The organism is Alteromonas sp. 5NW40-0090, assembly GCF_057552975.1.
This window is the reverse complement of the sequence record NZ_BAAJLT010000014.1, coordinates 32,814-54,647: the sequence shown is the minus strand read 5'-3', so window position 1 is coordinate 54,647 and position 21,834 is coordinate 32,814. Positions and strand designations below refer to the sequence as shown.

General features: G+C 42.4%; 25 protein-coding genes. All 25 read left to right on the top strand.

Annotated elements, in window-relative coordinates; translation table 11 throughout:
* The first annotated feature begins 104 nt into the window (after nt 1-104).
* The 25 genes from AC27KT_RS16975 (at nt 105) to AC27KT_RS16855 (ending at nt 21,832) form a co-directional block, all read left to right on the top strand.
* Nucleotides 105-1,775: a S8 family serine peptidase gene (locus AC27KT_RS16975; RefSeq protein WP_487131920.1), complete on the top strand. Its 1,671-nt coding sequence runs from the start codon at nt 105-107 to the stop codon at nt 1,773-1,775.
* A gap of 289 nt (nt 1,776-2,064) precedes the next feature.
* On the top strand, nt 2,065-3,459 hold the full coding sequence (locus AC27KT_RS16970) for a DUF4397 domain-containing protein (protein WP_487131918.1): 1,395 nt from the start codon (nt 2,065-2,067) through the stop codon (nt 3,457-3,459).
* A 133-nt stretch (nt 3,460-3,592) separates the two neighbouring features.
* Entirely contained in the window at nt 3,593-5,701 is a 2,109-nt protein-coding gene (locus AC27KT_RS16965; RefSeq protein WP_487131916.1) for a GAF domain-containing hybrid sensor histidine kinase/response regulator, read from the top strand.
* Between the two features lie 221 nt (nt 5,702-5,922).
* The gene (gene rplN, locus AC27KT_RS16960; protein WP_012519228.1) at nt 5,923-6,291 is read left to right on the top strand and encodes a 50S ribosomal protein L14; all 369 of its coding nucleotides are present in this window, start codon (nt 5,923-5,925) and stop codon (nt 6,289-6,291) included.
* Nucleotides 6,292-6,303: 12 nt separating this feature from the next.
* A complete protein-coding gene (rplX, locus tag AC27KT_RS16955) occupies nt 6,304-6,618 on the top strand; it encodes a 50S ribosomal protein L24 (protein WP_014950912.1) in 315 nt (104 codons plus the stop codon).
* A gap of 17 nt (nt 6,619-6,635) precedes the next feature.
* Nucleotides 6,636-7,175: a 50S ribosomal protein L5 gene (gene rplE / locus AC27KT_RS16950; RefSeq protein WP_012519226.1), complete on the top strand. Its 540-nt coding sequence runs from the start codon at nt 6,636-6,638 to the stop codon at nt 7,173-7,175.
* A gap of 12 nt (nt 7,176-7,187) precedes the next feature.
* Nucleotides 7,188-7,493, top strand: coding sequence for a 30S ribosomal protein S14 (gene rpsN / locus AC27KT_RS16945; RefSeq protein ID WP_012519225.1), 306 nt, complete (start codon nt 7,188-7,190; stop codon nt 7,491-7,493).
* A 13-nt stretch (nt 7,494-7,506) separates the two neighbouring features.
* A complete protein-coding gene (gene rpsH / locus AC27KT_RS16940; RefSeq protein ID WP_012519224.1) occupies nt 7,507-7,899 on the top strand; it encodes a 30S ribosomal protein S8 in 393 nt (130 codons plus the stop codon).
* Nucleotides 7,900-7,912: 13 nt separating this feature from the next.
* Nucleotides 7,913-8,446 carry a 50S ribosomal protein L6 gene (gene rplF, locus AC27KT_RS16935; RefSeq protein ID WP_487131911.1) on the top strand — a complete coding sequence of 178 codons (534 nt, stop codon included), beginning with the start codon at nt 7,913-7,915 and terminating at the stop codon, nt 8,444-8,446.
* Between the two features lie 12 nt (nt 8,447-8,458).
* Entirely contained in the window at nt 8,459-8,812 is a 354-nt protein-coding gene (gene rplR / locus AC27KT_RS16930; RefSeq protein WP_014950908.1) for a 50S ribosomal protein L18, read from the top strand.
* Between the two features lie 9 nt (nt 8,813-8,821).
* Nucleotides 8,822-9,322 carry a 30S ribosomal protein S5 gene (gene rpsE, locus AC27KT_RS16925; RefSeq protein ID WP_012519221.1) on the top strand — a complete coding sequence of 167 codons (501 nt, stop codon included), beginning with the start codon at nt 8,822-8,824 and terminating at the stop codon, nt 9,320-9,322.
* A gap of 6 nt (nt 9,323-9,328) precedes the next feature.
* On the top strand, nt 9,329-9,508 hold the full coding sequence (rpmD, locus tag AC27KT_RS16920) for a 50S ribosomal protein L30 (protein ID WP_014950907.1): 180 nt from the start codon (nt 9,329-9,331) through the stop codon (nt 9,506-9,508).
* A gap of 3 nt (nt 9,509-9,511) precedes the next feature.
* Nucleotides 9,512-9,946 carry a 50S ribosomal protein L15 gene (gene rplO / locus AC27KT_RS16915; protein WP_012519219.1) on the top strand — a complete coding sequence of 145 codons (435 nt, stop codon included), beginning with the start codon at nt 9,512-9,514 and terminating at the stop codon, nt 9,944-9,946.
* A gap of 5 nt (nt 9,947-9,951) precedes the next feature.
* Nucleotides 9,952-11,271, top strand: coding sequence for a preprotein translocase subunit SecY (gene secY, locus AC27KT_RS16910; protein ID WP_014977524.1), 1,320 nt, complete (start codon nt 9,952-9,954; stop codon nt 11,269-11,271).
* Between the two features lie 38 nt (nt 11,272-11,309).
* Nucleotides 11,310-11,426, top strand: coding sequence for a 50S ribosomal protein L36 (gene rpmJ / locus AC27KT_RS16905; protein WP_012519217.1), 117 nt, complete (start codon nt 11,310-11,312; stop codon nt 11,424-11,426).
* Between the two features lie 175 nt (nt 11,427-11,601).
* Nucleotides 11,602-11,958: a 30S ribosomal protein S13 gene (gene rpsM / locus AC27KT_RS16900; protein WP_012519216.1), complete on the top strand. Its 357-nt coding sequence runs from the start codon at nt 11,602-11,604 to the stop codon at nt 11,956-11,958.
* Nucleotides 11,959-11,972: 14 nt separating this feature from the next.
* Complete coding sequence (rpsK, locus tag AC27KT_RS16895; RefSeq protein WP_012519215.1) at nt 11,973-12,365, top strand: 30S ribosomal protein S11; 393 nt, start codon at nt 11,973-11,975, stop codon at nt 12,363-12,365.
* 24 nt (nt 12,366-12,389) lie between these two features.
* A complete protein-coding gene (gene rpsD / locus AC27KT_RS16890) occupies nt 12,390-13,010 on the top strand; it encodes a 30S ribosomal protein S4 (RefSeq protein WP_012519214.1) in 621 nt (206 codons plus the stop codon).
* 19 nt (nt 13,011-13,029) lie between these two features.
* Entirely contained in the window at nt 13,030-14,019 is a 990-nt protein-coding gene (locus AC27KT_RS16885; RefSeq protein WP_039217818.1) for a DNA-directed RNA polymerase subunit alpha, read from the top strand.
* 41 nt (nt 14,020-14,060) lie between these two features.
* The gene (gene rplQ, locus AC27KT_RS16880; RefSeq protein ID WP_012519212.1) at nt 14,061-14,462 is read left to right on the top strand and encodes a 50S ribosomal protein L17; all 402 of its coding nucleotides are present in this window, start codon (nt 14,061-14,063) and stop codon (nt 14,460-14,462) included.
* Nucleotides 14,463-14,726: 264 nt separating this feature from the next.
* On the top strand, nt 14,727-16,082 hold the full coding sequence (locus AC27KT_RS16875; RefSeq protein WP_487131906.1) for a flagellin N-terminal helical domain-containing protein: 1,356 nt from the start codon (nt 14,727-14,729) through the stop codon (nt 16,080-16,082).
* 159 nt (nt 16,083-16,241) lie between these two features.
* Nucleotides 16,242-17,450 (top strand): hypothetical protein, encoded by a 1,209-nt coding sequence (locus tag AC27KT_RS16870; RefSeq protein WP_487131904.1) that lies wholly within the window; start codon nt 16,242-16,244, stop codon nt 17,448-17,450.
* Nucleotides 17,451-17,452: 2 nt separating this feature from the next.
* Entirely contained in the window at nt 17,453-18,688 is a 1,236-nt protein-coding gene (locus tag AC27KT_RS16865; protein WP_487131902.1) for a hypothetical protein, read from the top strand.
* Nucleotides 18,685-19,653, top strand: coding sequence for an alpha/beta hydrolase family protein (locus tag AC27KT_RS16860; protein WP_487131900.1), 969 nt, complete (start codon nt 18,685-18,687; stop codon nt 19,651-19,653). The genes AC27KT_RS16865 and AC27KT_RS16860 overlap by 4 nt, the downstream gene beginning before the upstream one ends.
* Nucleotides 19,643-21,832: a glycosyltransferase gene (locus AC27KT_RS16855; protein WP_487131898.1), complete on the top strand. Its 2,190-nt coding sequence runs from the start codon at nt 19,643-19,645 to the stop codon at nt 21,830-21,832. Before AC27KT_RS16860 ends, AC27KT_RS16855 begins: the two co-directional genes overlap by 11 nt.
* Nucleotides 21,833-21,834 lie beyond the last annotated feature (2 nt).

Sequence of the window (21,834 nt, the reverse complement as noted above, 5' to 3'; positions counted from 1 at the left end):
GAGGTAATGGTTATACCTGTATGTCATTTAATAACAAATAGCTTCAAAAGCACGGACGAAAACAGTGCTGAAGTTAATAAGACAGATAAAACAGGAAATAAATTTTGAACTCGAAATTAAATAAGAAACACACATGTCTAACAGCAGCTGCTCTAGCTGTATCACTTGGCTTAATGGGTAATTCTGCAATGGCAGCGGGCGAAGGTCTGGTAAAAGTTAAGGAAAAGCCTCAAACCTTAAAACAAGCAATAGGTAAGCGATTGACTGTTGACCGTCTTGTTACTACTGAACAAGAGCGCTATATCATCAAATTCAAAGATGAAATGACCACTGAAACAGTGGAAGTAAGTGCGTTAAAAGGTAAAGGTCAAATCGCAAGTGCTAAATCAAAGGGTAAAAAATCTTTTGATATAGCGTCAGCTAAGTCTGAAGTAAGAAAAGCGGGTGGCTCTATCAAGAAAGAGCTTAAGAAGCATAAAATGGTAGCGGCTACCATGAGCAAGTCTGCACTAAACAAGCTTCGTAAAAACCCTAATGTAGAAAGTATTGAAGTGGACGTTCGTCGTAAACCTATGGCGCAAACTACGCCATACGGCTACACCATGGTCCAAGCGAATCAGTTTGGTCAGTCAGATACTACAGCTCGCAAGGTTTGTATCATTGATACGGGTTACAACCTAGGTCACCCAGACCTTCCTGGTACAAACGACGGTGTTACAGGACAAGCAAATAACAGTGCTGTTGGTAACTGGTATAACGACGGCAATGGCCACGGCACACACGTAGCAGGAACGATTGCCGCATACGATAACAATGAAGGTGTGGTGGGTGTATATCCAGGTGTAGATATGCATATCGTTAAAATCTTTAACGACAATGGCCAATGGACGTACGCGTCTGACCTTATCGATGCTATCACTCAGTGTCAGGATGCTGGCTCTAATGTTGTAAACATGAGCTTAGGTGGCGGCAGTTCGTCAACTACGGAGCGCAACGCTATGCAGAGCTTTACTGACGCAGGCATGTTGTTAGTTGCAGCTGCAGGTAACGATGGTAACAGTGCAAAATCTTACCCAGCCTCATATGATGCTGTAATGTCGGTTGCGGCGGTAGACTCAAATGAGAACCGTGCAAGCTACAGCCAGTATAACGATCAGGTTGAAATCGCCGCGCCTGGCAGTGCTGTACAGTCTACCTATCCAACCAATACTTATGCATCTTTAAGTGGTACGTCTATGGCAACACCACACGTGGCAGGTGGTGCAGCATTGGTATGGAGCTACTTCCCGCAGTGTTCAAACAATCAAATTCGTAGCGCACTTAATGCAACAGCTGAAGATAAAGGCAGTGCGGGGCGCGATAACTTCTATGGTCATGGATTGATGCAGCTGGCTGATGCATATAACTATCTTAACACTAATGGCTGTGACGGAAGCGGCACGGGTGGCGGTGGTGGTTCTGAGCCGGGTGTAGAGCCAGTATCAGGTCAACTAACAGGCCTTTCAGGTACACGTAGAAACTGGGATCGTTACACATGGACTATTCCAGAAGGTGTATCGCAAATGACTATTCGCACTTCTGGTGGCTCAGGTGACGCTGACCTTTATGTGAAGTTCGGCTCACAGCCAGAAACCAACAGCTATGATTGCCGTCCATACCAAAATGGTAACAGCGAAGTATGTACATTTGATGCGCCAGCATCAGGTACTTGGCACATCGGTATTCGCGCGTATTCGTCATATAGCGGCGTAACGCTATCTTACTCCTATGAGTAGATAACCCCGTCTCCCAAGACACATTCAAGCCTGCTGCTCAGCAGGCTTTTTTTATGCCCATTACACACCTCGAATAGCCTTTTTGAATAAAGAAGTTACTACAACAAACCGTCAATATTCATAAAGAAAGGTCAGGTTTGCAAAGATAGTGTAAAGCCCTGAACCAAGCTCTTTTAAGACAGCCATATCGCTGTATTGTGCGTGCAAATATAAGCACTTGTTACATGTGCCTCTTTGCGTTAACGCAGTCTTAAACCAACAAAGAACAACTTCAAAGGACATCCAATTTATGCAATTGACCTCTCACTCTTTGCGCAGTGGAACATGGTTCCGTGCAGCGGCAATAGGACTTGTGGCGCTGCTAGGGCTTACCGCATGTGGCGGCTCAGACAGCAGTAGCTCAGATTACACTTATGCGTACATACAGTTTTATAACGCTTCTCCTAACGGCGCGAATGTAGAAATGCGAGAGGTTGATGGAGATAGCTTTGGTTCAGCTCAGTTTGGTGACGCAACATCTATGTACTCTATGGATGAAGACGAATACGAGCTAGAGTTCATTCGTACCGATTCTGACGACCAAGAAGTTTACATTGACGAAATTACGGTGAATTTAAAAAATGGCTATAAAACCATCGTTGTTATGAGCGGTGATTTTAGCAACCCAACTTTTACTACTTACTCGTATGAGCGTGAAACACTTGAGGACCATTTTCGTTTGTTTGCGCTCTCTGTGGCCGCAGATGATTCATCGTATGATTTTTATATGAGTGAATCAGGTGACCCATTTGAGGCAGCTAATTTCCTCGGCACGGTAACAACTGGCGACATGGCAGAGCTAGAGTACTGGGACGCTGATGACGACAGTGAATACTTCGATGAAGGGGAATACACTATTTACCTTACCGAACCTGGTAGTGACGAAGTGGTATTCGAATCGCAAACCCTCGATTTTGTGTACGAAACTGAGTATCTGATGACCCTTCGTGACGTAAGTGGTGCAATTCAAGAAGGGCTGGTAGTTGACACAGTATTAAACTCTTCAACAGTAACAGCGTTAACCGACGTTGAAGCTGACTCACAATATCGTATCTATAATTCGACGAACCTAGATGCAGAGTTGCAGGTAACATTTGGTGGCAACACTGACGAAGAAGACGTGAGCTTTTCGCTTGCGGCGGGTGAGCTATCTGAATTTAGCACCATTCGCTATGGTGACTATCGCGTTACGGTTACCGATCCTTCAGGTACAGTAGCATCACTTAGCAATAAGCTGATTACCCTTAACCAAGGTGAAAGTAAGGCTATCCTTATCTATAACACCGGCAACAAATTAGGTGCAGCAACCTTTGTAGAAAGTGGTTTGCCTCAGGCATACGATAAAACCGTTAATTTTATAAACCTAGTCAGCGATTTTGATGACGTAGATTTCTACTTAGTGAGAAACGACGAAACCATCGATACTGCTGAGTACGATGTTCAAAATCTAGAGTTTGCTGAAAGCACTAGCGAAGTATTGCCTTCAGATTACTATGAGGTGATTGCGGTTTACGAAGATAGTAACGAAGAACAAGTGCTTTTAGATAGAACGGCTTTATTTGGTTTTATCGAAGAAGAAAACTACATCGTTACTGTAGAGCCAGCAGACACGCCAACAGGATATAAAATTAGCGTGCTTTATTAATAGGTTAGTCGGTTTATTATACTAATTGATGAGGGGTAAAACTTTCATCTCTTGAAATATCTCATAAATTTAAAAGGTCAATGTTAACAATATTGGCCTTTTTTATTTGCAGTCCTGGAGGGCGACAATCCTCATGAGTATTATTCAAGACCTACAAACAATATCTAACGACAGGGCTATGCTGTTAGATGAAAAATTAGAGAACTTGCTGCGTATCGGCACAGAGATTCTACGCTTAGAAACAGGGATTGTGAGTAATATTCGAGGCGACCAGTACAACGTTCAAAGTGTGGTTACGCCGGGCGATAGCATACCTGAAGACGCCAAGTTTTCCCTCTGTGATACCTATTGTGCAGATGTGGCAAGTGCTGGCTCAGTGGTTGCGTACCATAATATCGATATTCAACCCGGCGCTTCCCACCCCTGTTTTGAAAAATATACGCTTAAAAGCTATCTCGCTGCTCCTATACATGTGTTTGGCGAGTTTTATGGCACGGTTAACTTTTCTTCGCTCTCTCCAAGAGAAGAGGCATTTAGCGCGCTAGAAACCGATTACCTTCTACTTCTAGCCTCATGGATTGGTAACGAACTGGAGCGTCAGCAAGCACTCAGTAATTTGAATGCGCAAAAAGTTGTTCTAGAAGAGCGAAACTCTTTACTTAACCAAATTACAAATTTAGCCGGTGTGGGTACTTGGGAACTGAATGTAGATAGCGGCTCGATAGTGTGGTCAGGTGCATTAAAACGAATGCTGCATGTACACAGCGAACGCGTATTAAAGCCAGAGGAAATCGTCAATTTTATTGTTAGTGAAGAACAGAAAAAAAATTACGTTAATCAGTTTCAGAAAATGATAAAAACAGGTCAAGACTTTGCTTACGAGGTTAAAGTGAAAACCGACGCTGGAGAGCCTAGATGGCTCGAAAGTAGAGCCCATCCAATAATGGAGAATGGACGTTGTGTAAAAGTGATTGGCGCTACTGTTGATATCACGCAAATGCAAATAGACAAAGCAGTACTTCGCCATAAAAGTGAACTGGCAGAGAGTGCGTTAAAAGCCCGAAGCGATTTTTTGGCCAATATGAGTCATGAAATTCGAACGCCTATTCACGGAGTTCAGGGAATGTTAGAAGCATTGTTAGCAACGCCACTTAATGCGAAACAGATGGAGTTGGCCTCAATTGCATCCCAAAGCGCAGAGGCTTTGCTCAATATTGTGAACGGGATTCTAGACTTTTCTAAGTTCGATTCTGGTGAGATATCTTTCGAAGAAGCCCCAACTAGCCTTTCCGAAACCATCGAAGAGCAAATACCCATGTTTTTAAGGCTTGCTGAAGAAAAAGGGGTGGAATTTAGCACGAATATAGCTTCGGTTAAGGGCATGACCTTTCTTGCAGACAAGCTGAGAGTGGGGCAAGTTCTGATTAATCTTCTTAACAATGCATTCAAGTTTACAAAAAAGGGGGAAGTGACGCTTGAAACAAAATGTACGCGATATGGGCGAGGCCGATATCGTGTGAAGCTTATAGTGACTGATACTGGCATCGGTATTAGCGCGCAGCAACAAAAAATAATTTTCACTCCTTTCATGCAAGCTGAGAGCTCGTCGGAGCGTCTTTTTGGCGGTACAGGTTTAGGGCTGTCCATTGTTAAACAAATCGTTGAACATTACGACGGCAAAATTGAAGTAAGTAGCGAACTAGGTATAGGTGCGCGCTTCACCGCAACACTAACACTTGACGACGCTAATGCGGGAGCGATGGCAGAGAAAAGGTCTGCGCTAAATGCAGTCTATACCCCAAGTAAACAGGAATTAAGCACGCTAAAAGCGCTTATCGTTGAAGATAATGAGATTAACCAACTGGTCATTAAAGAGCAGTTAAGAGAAATAGGATTGGTAAGTGATTTAGCCGTTAATGGAGAAGACGCGTTAGAGAAAGTGAAGCGCTCAATTGCAGAAAAGTCACCTTACGCTATTATCCTTATGGACTGTCATATGCCTATTATGGATGGTTTAGAAGCGACCAAACATATTAGAAAACTAGACCATCAAAGTTCAACGCTTCCAATTATTGCGTTAACCGCTAACGCGTTAACGAGAGATAAAGAAAAGTGCTTGAATTCTGGAATGAACGACTTCATATCAAAACCTGTCGGTGTAAGTCGTTTAAAAGAATGTGTTTTTAGGCATTTGAGTATGCAGTTCGTAAACAACGTTTCAGCGCTAAAAGATCCTGCTTGATAACCTATGACGTGGTTATCAGCCCCGGCTTTTAGTCGGGGCTTTTTTATTGCACACATAGTTTAAAAATAATTCAATTTACCGCTATCACTTCTAAATCTTTTCTGTTATTATTTCGCGCCCTTTTTATGGGGGTATGTACATAAAAGCAACGACATCCAGTTGTTTTTAGCAGCACTAACGACTCGGGAGAGTCTTAATTTTAAGAGCGGAGCACTAACATGATCCAAATGCAAACTAACCTGGACGTTGCAGACAACAGCGGCGCTCGCAGGGTTCAGTGTATTAAGGTTCTTGGTGGCTCGCATCGCCGTTATGCAGGTATCGGTGACATCATCAAAGTTACTGTTAAGGAAGCAATTCCTCGCGGTAAAGTTAAAAAAGGTGACGTACTGAATGCAGTGGTGGTGCGTACTAGAAAAGGCGTTCGTCGTGCAGATGGTTCTACCATTCGTTTTGACGGTAACGCGGCTGTTATGCTTAATGCTAACAAGCAACCAATTGGTACGCGTATCTTTGGCCCGGTTACCCGTGAGTTGAGAAGTGAAAACTTCATGAAAATCATCTCATTGGCCCCAGAGGTACTATAAGGAGTCACGATAATGGCTAATAAAATTCGTCGTGATGATGAAGTAGTCGTATTAGCGGGTAAAGACAAAGGCAAACAAGGCAAAGTCCTTAAAGTGCTTATTGCTGATAACCGTGTAATTGTAGAAGGCGTTAATCTTGTCAAGAAGCACACTAAGCCAAACCCACAACTGGGCGTAGCTGGTGGCATCGTTGAGAAAGAGGCTTCTATTCACGTTTCTAATGTTGCGATTGTTAACCCGGCAACGGGCAAAGCAGATCGCGTTGGTTTCCGTTTCGAAGACGAGAAGAAAGTACGTTTCTTCAAGTCTAACGGCGAACTTGTTTAATTATATTGGAGAGTACGATGGCGAAACTGCATGATTTCTATAAAGAAACAGTAGTAGCTGAACTTGCTAAGCAGTTCGGATACAAAAGCGTCATGCAAGTCCCTCGGATTGAAAAAATCACTCTAAACATGGGTTTAGGTGAAGCAGTTGCTGACAAAAAGGTACTTGAGAATGCTCAAGCTGACATGACGGCTATCGCCGGTCAGAAGCCTGTTGTTACAGTTGCTAGAAAATCAGTAGCGGGTTTTAAAATCCGTGAAGGTTATCCGATTGGCTGTAAAGTAACCCTACGCGGCGAGCGTATGTGGGAATTCCTAGAGCGTTTGATTTCAATCGCTATTCCACGTGTTCGCGATTTCCGTGGTTTGAATCCTAAATCATTCGACGGACGTGGTAACTACAGCATGGGCGTGCGTGAGCAAATCATTTTCCCTGAAATCGATTTCGATAAAGTGGATAAGGTTCGCGGTATGGATATCACTATCACTACCAGTGCGAATACAAATGACGAAGCACGTGCTCTGCTGGACGCGTTTAACTTCCCATTCAAAAAGTAGGGGTGTAGGGTTATGGCAAAAGAATCAATGAAGGCACGCGAAGCTAAGCGTACTAAGCTAGTAGCTAAGTATGCTGAGAAGCGCGCCGCACTTAAAGCGATTATCAGCGATGTTAACGTTTCTGAAGAAGAGCGTTGGGACGCTGTTCTGAAGCTACAACAACTGCCACGTGACTCTAGTTCTTCACGTCAACGTAACCGTTGCCGTGTAACTGGTCGTCCACATGGTTACCTACGCAAATTCGGTCTTAGCCGTATTAAGCTTCGCGAAGCAGCGATGCGCGGTGAAGTCCCTGGCCTTAAGAAAGCCAGCTGGTAAGGAGTAGCTGATAATGAGCATGCAAGATCCTATCGCGGATATGTTTACCCGCATCCGTAACGGCCAGATGGCACAGAAAGTTTCTGTGACTATGCCTTCTTCAAAACTTCGCGTTGCAATTTGTGAAGTATTGAAAGCTGAAGGTTATATCACTGACTTCGCTGCTTCTGGTGACGTTAAGCCTGTTTTAGAAGTTACGCTTAAGTACTTCGAAGGCAAGCAAGTAATTGACACTATCGAACGTGTGAGCCGTCCTGGTCTGCGCATCTATAAGAAAAAAGATGAGCTTCCAAAGGTTATGGGTGGTTTAGGCGTAGCTATCGTGTCGACTTCTAAAGGTGTGATGACTGACCGTGCAGCGCGTAACGCTGGCATGGGCGGTGAGATCATCGGTTATGTAGCATAACGGAGGAGTTGAAATGTCACGTATAGCAAAAGCCCCAGTAGACGTTGTATCAGGTGTAGAAGTTTCTATCTCTGGTCAAGAAGTTACTGTTAAAGGTAGTAAAGGCACTTTGACCCGCGTTTTCAACGACGCTGTAGAAGTTGCACAGGAAGAGAACCAACTTAAAGCACTTCCACGTGAAGGTTTCGCTGACAGCTGGGCACAAGCAGGTACTGCTCGCTCTATCCTGAACGCAATGGTTCAAGGTGTTTCACAAGGTTTCGAGAAAAAACTTCAGTTGTTAGGTGTTGGTTACCGTGCACAAGCACAAGGTAACAAGCTAAACCTTACACTAGGTTTCTCTCACCCTGTAGCATACGAAATGCCAGAAGGCATTACGGTTGAAACTCCTAGCCAAACTGAAATCGTCGTCAAAGGCGCCGATAAGCAGGTGGTTGGTCAGGTTGCGGCGAACATTCGTGGTTACCGTCCACCAGAGCCTTACAAAGGTAAAGGTGTACGTTACGCTGACGAACACGTACGTCGTAAAGAAGCTAAGAAAAAGTAGGTGGGTGATACGATGGATAAGAAAACAGCTCGCATTCGTCGCGCTACTCGCGCACGAGCAAAAATTCGTGAACTGGCCGCGCATCGCTTGGTAGTTAACCGTACACCTCGCCACATCTACGCTCAGCTAATCGCTCCATGCGGTTCTGAAGTGTTGGCAGCGGCTTCAACTGTTGAGAAAGATCTTGCGAAAGATCTTAAGTCTACAGGTAACGCTGAAGCAGCGACGGTAGTCGGTAAAGCAATCGCAGAGCGCGCGCTTGAGAAAGGCATTAAAACAGTGGCTTTCGATCGTAGTGGTTTCCAATACCACGGTCGCGTTAAAGCATTAGCTGATGCAGCTCGCGAAGCTGGTCTTCAGTTCTAGGAGTTTATAATGGCTAAACAAGACGTTCAAAATGGTGAATTTCTAGAGAAATTGATCGCCGTAAACCGCGTATCTAAAGTGGTTAAAGGTGGTCGTATCTTTAGTTTCACTGCATTGACAGTAGTGGGTGACGGTAACGGTCGCGTTGGTTTTGGTTACGGTAAGGCACGTGAAGTACCTGCTGCAATCCAAAAAGCAATGGAAAAGGCACGTCGCAACATGGTTGACGTAGACCTTAACGGTCACACGTTACAGCACCCGATTAAAGGTCGTCACTCTGGCTCTAAAGTTTACATGCAGCCAGCATCTGAAGGTACCGGTATTATTGCCGGTGGTGCGATGCGTGCAGTACTTGAAGTAGCTGGTGTACAAAACGTACTTTCAAAATGTTACGGCTCTACAAACCCAATCAACGTTGTACGTGCAACAATCAACGCGCTGACAGAAATGAACAGCCCGGCGAAAGTTGCTGCGAAGCGTGGATTGTCTGTAGAAGAAATTTTGGGGTAATCAGACATGGCAACGATTAAAGTAAAGCAAACTAAAAGTGCAATTGGCCGTCTGCCAAAGCACAAAGCTACGCTTAAAGGTTTAGGCCTTCGTAAAATCAACCATGTTCGTGAACTGGAAGATACCCCAGCCGTTCGTGGCATGATCAACCGTGTATATTACATGGTTGAGATAGTGGAGGAGTAAGACATGCGTTTAAATACAATTTCTCCAGCCGAAGGTTCAAAGCCTACTGGTAAGCGTTCTGGTCGTGGTATTGGCTCAGGTCTTGGTAAAACAGGTGGCGTAGGTCACAAAGGTCAAAAAAGCCGTTCAGGTGGCCGTGTTAAGCCAGGATTCGAAGGTGGTCAGATGCCTATCCAGCGTCGTCTTCCTAAGTTCGGTTTCACTTCACGCAAGAGCTTTGTTACTGATCAAGTAACTCTTGCTGAAATCGCGAAGGTTGATGGTGATACTGCGTCTCTTGAGACTTTAAAAGCAGCTGGACTTGTTAAGAAAGAAATCCAGTTTGTTAAAGTTGTAAAGAGCGGTGAAGTTTCACGCGCTGTTACAGTAAGCGGGTTAAAGGTTACTAAAGGCGCTAAAGAAGCGATTGAAGCTGCTGGCGGTAAAGTAGAGGAATAAGCTAGATGGCTAAACCAGGATTGGATTCAGGCGCTAAAAGCGGCTTGAGTGAGCTTAAGGCAAGATTGTTGTTCGTACTTGGTGCGATTGTTGTATTCAGACTAGGTTCTTATGTTCCTATCCCTGGCATCGATCCAGCGGTACTTGCTGACTTGTTCGAGCAACAAAAAGGCACCATTGTAGAAATGTTTAACATGTTCTCTGGTGGTGCGCTTGAGCGTGCATCCGTTCTGGCTTTGGGCATTATGCCATACATTACTGCATCCATTATTATGCAGTTGCTCTCGGTGGTTCATCCACCGATGGTGGAGCTTAAAAAAGAAGGCGAAGCAGGCCGTCGTAAAATTAGTCAGTACACGCGTTATCTAACGCTTGTATTGGCTATCTTCCAATCAATTGGTATTTCGACTGGTTTGCCTAACCTGATTAATGGATTGGTGATAAACCCTGGCTTCGGATTCTACTTTACGGCAGTAGTGAGCCTAGTCACAGGAACTATGTTCCTTATGTGGTTGGGTGAGCAAATTACCGAACGAGGTATTGGTAACGGTATCTCTATATTGATTTTTGCTGGTATTGTTGCCGGTCTGCCAACAGCGATAGGTCAGACTGCGGAACAAGCAAGGCAGGGCGACATTAACTTGTTGTTCCTACTGTTGATTGGCGTGATTGTTATTGCTCTTACATACCTAGTTGTATTTGTAGAGCGCGGACAGCGCAGAATTGTGGTAAACTACGCAAAACGTCAGCAAGGCCGTCAGGTTTTTGCTGCGCAAAGCACCCATTTACCGCTAAAAGTCAACATTGCTGGTGTAATTCCACCAATCTTTGCTTCTAGCATTATTCTGTTCCCGGGTACCATCGCAGGATGGTTCGGACAGAATGAATCAACAGCGTGGTTGCAAGATGTAGCGCTTATGCTATCTCCTGGTCAACCGCTGTACGTGATGTTATACGCAGCTGCGATTATCTTCTTCTGCTTCTTCTACACGGCGTTGGTATTCAACCCGCGTGATACTGCAGATAACTTGAAGAAGTCTGGCGCGTTCATCCCAGGCATCCGCCCGGGTGAGCAAACGTCACGATACATTGACAAGGTAATGACTCGCCTTACACTGGCTGGCGCACTGTACATAACCTTTATTTGTTTAGTGCCTGAATTCATGCTAATTGCTTGGAATGTGCCGTTCTACTTCGGTGGTACGTCGCTTCTAATTATTGTAGTGGTTATCATGGACTTTATGGCACAAGTACAGACACATTTGATGTCTAGTCAATATGAGTCTGTGCTGAAGAAAGCTAACCTTAAAGGCTACGGCCGATAAGTTAGCCCCTTAATATTGATAGAAAGGGGAAAGATGTAATGAAAGTTCGTGCATCAGTAAAAAAGATTTGCCGTAACTGTAAAGTTATCAAGCGCAACGGTGTTGTGCGTGTAATTTGCAGTTCTGACCCAAAGCATAAGCAGCGTCAGGGCTAATCTAAGCGGAACAAGATATTCGCAAAGCTAAGTAAGCAGAACCTAGATAGTACTTGTCTGGTTCTGCTAGTTTTGTTTTAAAGTATTTTGAACCTTAATTTGCAATTTAGTCGACGGGTAAGTATCCTATCGGGCTTTTTAGGTCGTCGACAAATAAACAAGAGGAGTGCTGTTAATGGCCCGTATCGCTGGCATTAACATTCCTGAGCACAAGCATGCTGTAATCGCTATCCAAGCGATCTATGGCGTTGGTCCCACACGTGCGAAAAGCATTTGTGCGGGTGCTGGTGTTGCAGAAAATACAAAAATCAAAGAGCTAGACGAAGCTACTATTGATAAGCTTCGTGACGAAGTGGCTAAATTCACCGTTGAAGGTGACCTACGCCGTGAAGTCTCTATGAGCATCAAACGTTTGATGGACCTGGGTTGCTTCCGTGGTATTCGCCACCGTCGTAGCTTGCCTCTACGTGGTCAGCGCACTAAAACTAATGCGCGTACCCGTAAAGGTCCTCGTAAGCCAATTAAGAAGTAAACGGGGAGTAAGTTATGGCTAAAGCACCAGCTCGTAGCACGCGTAAGCGCGCTAAACGTCAGGTTGCAGACGGTATGGCTCATATCCATGCGTCTTTCAACAACACAATTGTGACTATTACAGACCGTTCAGGCAATGCACTAGCATGGGCGACATCTGGTGGTTCAGGTTTCCGTGGTTCACGTAAATCTACCCCATTTGCTGCACAGGTAGCTGCTGAGCGTGCAGGTGTTGCTGCACAAGAATACGGTCTTAAGAACCTTGAAGTATTCGTTAAAGGTCCAGGTCCAGGCCGTGAGTCTGCGATCCGTGCTCTTAACGCTACAGGTTATAAGATCACAAACATTACCGATGTGACCCCTATTCCTCACAACGGTTGTCGTCCACCGAAAAAACGTCGCGTTTAATCGACGGACAGTTGGAGAAAGATCATGGCAAGATATTTGGGTCCAAAACTCAAACTTAGCCGTCGCGAAGGAACTGACCTGTTCCTAAAAAGCGGCGTTCGCGCAATCGATTCTAAATGTAAAATCGATACAGCGCCTGGTCAGCACGGTGCCCGTCGTGGCCGTCTGTCTGACTACGGTGTTCAGCTGCGTGAAAAACAAAAAGTTCGTCGTATGTACGGCGTACTGGAAAAGCAATTCCGCAACTACTATAAAGAAGCTGCACGTCTAAAAGGCAACACAGGTGAAAACTTGCTACAGCTTTTAGAACAGCGTCTTGATAACGTAGTTTACCGTATGGGTTTCGCTAGCACTCGTGCTGAAGCACGTCAGCTAGTTAGCCACAAGGCGATCATGGTAAATGGTCAAGTTGTGAACATCCCATCGTTTAACGTTTCTGCCGAAGACGTGGTTTCTGTTCGTGAAAAGGCTAAGAAGCAAGCGCGTATCGTAGCTGCTTTGGAACTGGCTGACCAACGTGAGAAGCCAACCTGGATTGAAGTAGACAGCAGCAAAATGGAAGGCACTTTCAAGCGCGTTCCTGAAAGAACTGACCTGTCTGCGGAAATTAACGAACAGTTGATCGTCGAACTTTACTCTAAGTAAAGCTAACTAAAGAGGAAGCATTGTGGGTTCTGTGACTGAATTCCTAAAACCGAGATTAGTTGAGATCGAAAACGTTTCTCCTACTCGTGCCAAAGTAACTTTGGAACCACTAGAGCGCGGCTTTGGCCACACTCTAGGTAACGCCCTACGTCGTATTTTACTGTCATCTATGCCAGGATGTGCAGTTACCGAGGTAGAAATTGACGGCGTTCTTCACGAGTACAGCACCAAAGAAGGTGTTCAGGAAGACGTAATTGAGATTTTGCTAAATCTTAAAGGTTTAGCGGTTCGCCTTGAAGGTAAAACTGAGGCAACCCTAACTCTAGTGAAATCTGGCGCTGGCCCTGTTGTTGCTGGTGATATTCAGCATGATGGCGACGTAGAAATTGCAAACCCTGAGCATGTAATTTGTACTTTAACTGGCGAAGCTGAAATCAGCATGCGCATTAAAGTAGAAATGGGCCGTGGTTATGTACCAGCTTCTACCCGTCGCTCCTCTGAAGAAGATGATCGTCCAATTGGTCGTTTGTTAGTAGACGCTTCATACAGCCCAGTTGAACGTATTGCTTACAGTGTAGAGTCTGCACGTGTTGAACAACGCACAGACCTAGACAAACTAATCATCGACATGGAGACGAACGGTACTTTAGATCCTGAAGAAGCGATCCGCCGTTCTGCTACTATCCTAGCTGAACAGCTAGATGCATTCGTAGATCTACGTGATGTATCTGAGCCGGAAGCGAAAGAAGAGAAGCCAGAATTCGATCCGATTCTGCTTCGTCCAGTAGATGACCTAGAGTTAACAGTACGTTCTGCAAACTGTTTGAAAGCAGAAGCTATCCAGTACATTGGTGACCTGGTACAGCGCACTGAGGTTGAGCTACTTAAAACGCCAAACCTTGGTAAGAAATCGCTAACTGAAATCAAAGATGTTCTAGCATCTCGTGGTCTTTCTCTAGGTATGCGCCTAGAAAACTGGCCGCCAGAGAGCATCGCTGAAAAAGATTAATCAGGTTTTTATCAAACTGATTTGTAGAGAAGGATAAAACTATGCGCCATCGTAAGAGTGGTCGTCAGTTGAATCGCAACAGCAGCCATCGTCAAGCTATGTTCAAAAACATGGCCGGTTCTTTGGTCAAGCACGAAGTGATCAAAACTACGTTACCAAAAGCGAAAGAATTACGTCGCGTAATCGAGCCTCTAATCACTATGGCTAAAGAAGACAGCGTTGCAAACCGCCGTCTAGCTTTTGCCCGCACTGGTGACAAAGAGGTTGTAGGTAAACTATTCAACGAGCTTGGTCCTCGTTACGAAGCTCGTCCAGGCGGTTACACTCGCATTCTTAAATGCGGTTTCCGTGCTGGCGACAATGCCCCAATGGCATATGTTGAGCTAGTTGACCGTCCAGTTGTAGAAGCTGAAGAAGAAGCAGTAGAAGCAACTGAAGAGTAATTAATACTCGATTAGAAAAAGGGGCCTGAGTGAAAACTCAGGCCCCTTTTTTTGTACCCAAAAAATAATGGGGTCAGAGTCGTTACTCTGACCCCATTATTTTTGTATCAAGCAATTAAATCTACTTTTTAAACATCTATTCATCACTTTGGCTTGTTGTTTGCAAAAAAATCCAAGTAAGTATTCAAACCGTGCATTGAAAACGTTGTTCTCTGCTAATTTTTCGTAATTTATGTATTTCAGTTTTTCATAGCAAGGAAGTTTATGTTAACCGTTTCATCGTTCACGCAGTCGCTATCATCAAACCCTGTGTTTAGTAAAACGCTGTCTACAGCGTATGAACGGCTAAGTTCAGGGCTTAGAATAAATAGCGCTGCAGACGACAGTGCAGGTCTACAGATATCAAATAGGCTAACGTCAGAGTCTATTGCCAAGGACCAGCTTCGCCGTAACTTGAATGACGGCATTAGTTACGCGCAAATAGCGGAAGGCGGGCTGCAAGAATCTGCCGATATATTGCAGCGTATGCGGCAATTAGCTATGCAGTCTCAAAACGGCATCAACACAGATGCTGATAGGCGCGCATTAGATAAAGAATTCCAGCAATTAAAAAACGCGCTCAATGGCATTGCCTACAATACCGAAGCATTTAATCGTTTGCCCCTGCTAGGCGATAACGACTTGTTGTCTGATAATGTATCATCCATAGGTGATACCTTTGTGCAGGGTAGCCCAACACGCTTAAATAGCGGTCTGCGTTCCATTGCTTACATTCCCGCGGGCTCTACTAACATCTCTATAAATATTGATAGCTTTTCACTAGACGATGATCTTCAAGTTTTTACCACAAGCGGTAGGCACTTGGTCGGTACGCCTCTCTCCGATAATGTATGGAGTATTAACGGTGTTAGTTCGGGTAGCGACATTAAAAGCCTTTTATTTTTAACCCAAGAAGGCTATACCCCAACGGCAGGCTATGATGGCAGTTCTTTAATCACCAGTGGCTCGGGTACAATCAACGGAACAACATTCACCTTCTCAGGTGACCAACACCCAGGGGTAACAACAGAAACCCTAACCATCGACAACACTAACGAGCCACTCATTATTTCAGTAGTGGGGCAAGGTGTATTTGATGCCACAGTAGATTGGGATACGTTGGGTGCTGCCGGAAGTGGTGGAAACAGCTTTGAAGCCGGCCCCGTCGATATTACTGCCACCAACTCGTTAAGCGAGGGCACGGACTACATTAATCTTGCAAAAACGCCAGTGGGTTTATCTGACCTAAATATGGTTGAAAGCGATGTACTCAACTTTGAAAATGCAGAAGTAGCGTTACAGCAAATTGATGATGCCTTAGCGTATGTTAGCGAGAGTCGTGCGTTTTACGGCGCAAAAATGAATCAAATGGAGTCGGCATTAAAAGTGAACGATCGCATGCATGAAGGCTTAATGGCAGCTCGTTCTCAAATCCTTGATACTGATTTTGCCGCAGAAACCGCTAAATCAACACAGGCGCAAATCGTTGAGCAAGCGAGTATCTCTGTTCGGGCGCAGGCTAAGTCTAGTGATGGGTTAGTGTTAAGTTTATTAAGTGATGAGATATCAATAGGGCAATAAATACTACTCAGATAATGTAAGGCTAACTGAAACGAGGTTTTACCAGCAAACGTTGAAAATAACCATCGAAACTATAGCGTAAAACGCGGTATACTAGTCTAAGCGCACCCAGGGAAAAGTAATCTATTAGCAATGCTAGTATTAGGACGGTTTTGAAATATGTTATACATTTTGGAAGAGGAAGAGGAATTTTTTCACTCTTGGACAAATTCTCGGTTTCCAACATTGACCAGCACTTTTGGCGAAAATTTAAATGGGCTGAAGATAGTAGTTTTTGATTATTCAAAAGCTTCTTTTATGAATAGCAGTACATCTAATTTCATCTTAAAACTTCCGGACCCTTTACTGTTTAAATTGGGTGTCGACATTTCAGATATAGTGCAAAACAATAGACTCCTTAAAAAAATTGTATCTCAACAACATGAATCCGGTTTTGATATAAGTGTTTTGGACATCGCCACTGCTGAAGGAAGCAAAGTCAGTAACGAACTAGGTATCGGAATAAACTCCACTGAGTCAACGGCTATTCAAAAGGTTTTAAATTTACATCCCACTTACTCACAAGAGTTGGGGGGCAAAGTTACACCACTCGCAAATGATACCTATAATTATGGCACTCCATCCTACTATCAAAACACTACGATACCTTACCTTGTAGAAAGAATAAAAGATCTACAAATAAGTTCACTAACTCAGATACAGAGTATTAAATATCTCAAAGATTTTGTTTCTAGTTTTGATACTGAAGAATCAACTGAGCTCGGTTTAGTAGATTGTATCAGGTTAGTTAAATGCAAATTTGATGAACAGGAAATTGCTTATAAGAAATCTCTTGGTAGGTCTATTGACTTAAAGCAACAAAAGCAAAAAGTATTGAAAAGAGAAAGTGATTTAAAATATGAGATGAACAAAAAAGTTAAAAGCTTGGAGAAACAAGTAAGTGAACTTGAAAATCTTAATTTAAGTCTAGAGAGTAAGTTTTCATCAGAGCTATTGGAGCTTACAGCCAAATCTCGAGAGGGAAAAAAGGTTTTAGAAAAATTTATAATTAAGCAATGTTCGTTAGTAAAGGATATTAGAGAGCGCTCTACCAAATTAAGCAAGGAAAAAAAGAAAGTAAGATTTTCTTCAGAAGTTCTTAGTACCTTAAGAGCACACTCTCTGATAGACGACGAATATTACCTTAATACATATCCAGATGTAGCGACTAGCAAATTTCAACCTCATGAACATTTTTACAGTTTTGGCTTTTATGAACTTAGAAACCCATCTGCGAGCTTCAATACTTTAGAGTTCATTATAGAAAACCCAGAAGTTCTGCTAAAGATGTCACATCCATATGATAAATATATAAACAGAGATGGTTAGCAATGGAAATAAGAGTTTTTATATCACCTAACGACGCTATGCTAGAACGTTTCGTAAATAAGAGTGTGGAATGTATAATACTAGCTCCCGAAGGAAGGGCGACTTCTTCAAATATTGATTCTGAGACCAATCATTTACATTTTAATTTAAAAAATTTAGGGAATATTTTAAAAGAAAAAATAGAAGAATATAATCCTTTAGGTAGAAAGCTTGTTGCTTATGTAAATTTAGCCGAGTTAGAAAAGTCTAGTGAGTTATTGAAATCTGTTTCTCTGCATTTTGTTTTTGATAAAATTTATCTCTTTAAAACCAATAGCAAAGTATTTCCTTTTCAGGAATACTTAGCGCTCAAAAAGTTCGACTATTGTCTAGAAAAGGTAGATTCATTTAACGATAAGTTTGTCTACACCTTTTCTGAAAGGTTGGCAGTTAATGAAAAAATTTCTTTTTTGAACGAGAGTTTAAAAAAAGAAAAGGAGTTAAGAAAACTGTATGAGTTGAAGTTAGAAGTGGAGGCTATTAGTTCTGCAAATATACGTGTTGATGAGCCTGTCAATCATAGTAGTTTGATTAACCATTTAGATATATCTAATTTCTTGACTAACGGTGTGCTACCTCCTTCCTTCGAAGGTTGGGCGATTGACGAAGATTTAGCGCTATTAATAATCGACAGAATCGTCTTTGGTAATTTTACTCACTTCATAGAACTGGGAAGTGGAAGCTCTACAAGGCTTATCGCTAAAGCCTTGCAAAAGGTTGAAAGCCCTAATAAGCTTCTTTCCATTGAACATTCAGAGAATTATTTACAAAAAACAAAAGACCTAATTTCACGAAGCAACCTTCAGAGTCTAGTTTCTTTAAATTTGTGTGAGTTAGCTTCATATCAATTCGGTGAGGAAGACTATTCTTACTATGATTGCGGGGAAATTTTAGATGAATATTTGGGTATTAGCGAAAATAGCCTAGTCAAAAAGAAAGTAATATTTTGCCTTGTTGATGGACCTCCAGGGTTAACAAATAATCATGCTCGTTACCCAATTCTTCCGCTACTTTTGGAAAGGTTAAACTCAGACTTTTCTATTTACTTGTATCTAGATGACTTTAATAGAGCGCAGGAAAAGGAAATAGTAGCTAAGTGGAGCGAATTAGCAACTAAGAAAGGTTATGAATTTGCTGTCGAAGATGTAAAAAATAAAAAAGGGCTTTGCATTTTTAAAGTTTCGGATTCTAAGTTATGAAGCAACTCACAATCGTATCGGAATTTGACGAAACAGCTGTCTATACAAACCAGTTCATAAAGGATGGTGATGTACTTTATATTAGCTTTGCTGCTTTCAGTCCTTCAGGTAGTGGTAAGCCATTCAATCCAGGTTTGTTTGGAAAAAATGGACTAGCTTGTGTTTTTGTGTGCCAAAAGTGGAATCACTGGTGGCATACAGAAGATATGGAAAACATCAAGCAATTAATAAAAGAGTTGGCGAATGGAAGAAAGGTCGTGTTGTATGGTTCTTCAATGGGCGGGTACGCGACAATTCATTATAGTGATTATTTTGAAGCTGATTTATCTATTTCGATAGCGCCACAAGTGCTGATAACTCCTCGTTTCATAGAAGATGTTAGGTGGACTGGTTTTAGAGATAAAATTGCGGCTTTTAAATTTGATGAACGCTCTAATTTAGCAAGGTTGAGAGGAAATATTATCGTTCTCAGCGATCACGATTTCCCATTAGATGAAATGCACAGAGCGGTAGTTGAAGAGTGTAATACCTGCCAAAACATTTCTTTTATCCATGTACCTTATTCGATGCACAATACAGCCTCGGCTGTTGTCAAATCTGGGGTGATTAATGAGTTTATTGGCTCCTTAATCTTAGGTCAAAATCTATCTGTGCAACGCCTAAAAGTGGATGCTCTTACGACCTATAGAAATGTCAATAAGTTACACCTTAATTTTTTACGAAACCATATTATCGATCTAGTCAAAGTTACAAAAGAAAAACAACTTCTCAGTCTGATAGAATCTCTGAGCGGTGAAAAAAGTCTCGATTTCGAAGAAGCGTTTATGATTGCCGAAATATATAAAAAATTGAAAAAATATAAGTTAGCGACCGAGTATTCAAATCTCAGCCTAAGTTTATATCCTCATGAAATCATCCCCCAGTATCTTTTACTCAAACATAAGGAAGTTGTCGGTGAGCAGTAAAAATGAACCCTTGAAAGTTTTATTAGAAAAGGCTGTCAGATATAAAATAGAAGGGGATTACGAAAAGAGTTTAGAAACTTACAGAAAGCTAAAGGACGAAACTCATACTACTCTTTTTGATGCAGATATTGAAGAGTTAAAATCTCTTGGGGTTGATGAAGTTCCGTGTAAAAGTGTAGTTTTCGTAACTGCAGGAATTAAGGGGCCTACTCCTGGTGGTGGTATTGCCACATGCTTTTATAATATGGTGCGAGCTCTAGCTGAATCGGATCATAACTGTAAGATAACTGTACTGTACGTCGCTGACCCGTATTATGCAAAAGGAAATAAAAGTCATTGGGTTTCTTATTTTGAGGAAAACTATGGTGTAACTTTTGTGGGTCTGAACTGTAATAATAAAGATTACGGTTCGAAAGAGATGAAGCGCAGTTATGAAGTGAAGAAGTGGCTAGAGAAAAATGAGTCTAATATTGATAGGGTTGTTTTTCATGACTTTTACGGCTTAGCTTTTTACTCAACTTTGTCAAAGAAGATGGGAAGATCTCTTTTAAATGTAGAACTGGTCATTTCAGCTCATGGTAATAATAAGCTAAGTAATTTCTTCGGCTCTAAAAAGACGCAGACTTGGAGTGAGCAAGCTATTCTATTTATGGAAAAGGAATCGTATAGAATGGCTGACAAAGTAACAACGCCAAGTGCTTATTATGCTCAATGGCTACACGATGCTTTTGGGATTCAGATGCCGGTTCACCTCGAGAATATAATTTACAAGGAGAACGGATCAGAGCTTCCTATTACAAGTAAACTCGGTGCTACAAACCCTCACGTTAAGGAGATTGTCTTTTTCGGAAGAGCCGAAAGACTTAAGGGAATAGATGTTCTCATTAATGCCTTAAACTTAGTAGCTGAGAGTGAGGAGAATAAAGGCAAATTCAAGTTAATTGTTGTTGGAAACTCTACCAAAATAGATGGTACTGAGAGTAATGTATACATCAAGGAGCGCTCAAACTTTGATGTAGAATTCGTGGGCGCTTGCCAAGCGCCTGACTTCTACAAGGATGTTAAGCAAAGAAATGCTACAACAGTTTTTCCTACCCTAGGCGAAACGTCTTCCTGTGTAGTAGTAGAATCTATTTTATACAATATACAATTTTTAGCATCAGCTATTCCTGGCATAAAGGAACTCGTCAAGAAAGAGGCTCAACATTGCCTTTTCGAACCAAACGATCCTTTTACCTTAGCAAGTAAATTGCAGTTGGTTCTGGAAGATAGTTCCGACGCACTCTTAGATGCTGAGCTCTCTTTTTCTATGGAACACATAAAAGAAAAATGGTGCTCACTATTAACCAGTCCTATTATTGTTAGTAATTTAACTAATTCTGATGTTAGCGAACCCCTTGTTTCCGTTGTAATTCCGACGTCAGATAGACCTGAATTACTTGAGGAAACTCTCGATGCACTTTACAAACAGACGTATAGAAACATTGAGGTTGTAGTAGTAGATGATAATTCCGTTGAGTGGACTAAGAACAGAGCTATAGCTAGCAGTTTTAATTGCTCTTACTATTACCTAGAAGAAAAGAAATACAAGGGGTATGCGTGTAACTATGGTGTATCACGTTCAAAAGGCGAGTTCGTTTTATTCTTTGATGACGACGACCTACCTCGCCCAGATATGATCCAGAATTATATTAATGCAGTTCAATTGAATCCGGAAATTGACATAATGAGCTGTTTTGCAGGTGTATTTGAGCACTCCAATTTTTCTGGAGAGGGACTGCCTGATGTAGAATATAATTCGTACTCGTTAGGAAACTCTTTCAGCACTAACATCTTATGTAACTTTTTCGGTAAGGGAACGTTCCTAATAAAGAAATCTTCTTTCATTAGTGTTGGAGGCTATGCAGAAGATAGTGACCCTGTACCAATGGTGGACTATAGATTTTACGTTAAATCCTCTGCTAGTGGATTGAATATACAGGTCATACCTGAGCCTCTTTATTATTACAGAAAGAATTCTCCAAAGAGTCTTTTCTACGAAAATAAAGACAACAAACGCTTACAGTATCTCGCAAAATTAGGTATTGAAAACAATATCAAACTTGTCTTAGGTGAGGAAGTTGGTGACGGGTTTAAGCACCTAATCTGGAATCAATCCCTACCAAAATATGATAGTTGATC